The sequence below is a fragment of the Priestia sp. P5_B4 genome (assembly GCF_056400385.1).
The window spans coordinates 1-864 of sequence record NZ_JBFULJ010001232.1 but is presented as its reverse complement, the minus strand read 5'-3'; the positions used below and the strand labels follow the sequence as shown (position 1 = coordinate 864).

The 864-nt window shown below is 32.4% G+C and carries 1 protein-coding gene; it reads left to right on the top strand.

What is annotated here, in order from left to right; all coding sequences use genetic code 11:
- The first annotated feature begins 271 nt into the window (after positions 1-271).
- Positions 272-838 carry a hypothetical protein gene (locus tag AC1DRF_RS30140; RefSeq protein WP_427077097.1) on the top strand — a complete coding sequence of 189 codons (567 nt, stop codon included), beginning with the start codon at positions 272-274 and terminating at the stop codon, positions 836-838.
- The last annotated feature ends 26 nt before the right edge of the window (positions 839-864 follow it).

Below are 864 nucleotides of genomic sequence, written 5' to 3'. Positions count from 1 at the left end.
CCTATAATGATTCTTAAAACAAACCATATATACAAACCCAAACAGGAATTGTTGATTTTTTGTCGAAATCATATAAAATTAAATGAATAAACGACTGTGAATTAGGTGAATCCTCACAAATCCAGCAGGTAAATAACCGTGAATCGAGTGAATACAGGAAAACAACCTGAATGAATGACCGTGAACCGAATGGATCTTCATAAAACTCACATGTGAATGACTGTGAACTGAGTGAATGTACATAAAATAACGATAAATGGTGGTGGATTAAATGAATAATTCTGAAAGTACAAATTTTATTGGCGTACCAGAAGCATCTGAATATACCAATATTCCTCCTGAAACATTAAAAAGGTATCTACTTAATCATGAACAGTTTTTGAATTTCAAAAAAGAGGGTAGACGCTATAAAATAAGTATTGAATCACTAGATCTATTAAAGAAAATTCGTGAACTCTATAGTGAGGGATTATTAAAAGAAGATGTAAACGATAATTTGGCAAGTGACGGGCTTCCTATAACTATTACAGTCAAAAATCAAGAAGAAAAAGGTTCTATCTCCATAAACGATGAGCTTACTGAGATAAAAAAGATGTTACAACAACAAGAACAACAGATGACACAGCAGATGCATTTTAACCAAAAATTAGTAGAAGAGTTACAAAAAGTTAGCCAAACAAATCAAGAACTAAAGCAAATGATAAACAGAAAAGATGCTGAGCTGATAGGAGAACTCAGGAAGGGATTGTCTGAAAGTAAAAAAATGATTGAAGAAGCTTCTGCTAGTGCAGAGTTAGAAAAGAAAAAAACGTGGTGGGAAAAATTAATAGGTAAATAACAGAAAGCTTCTACTATCCCTAGTAG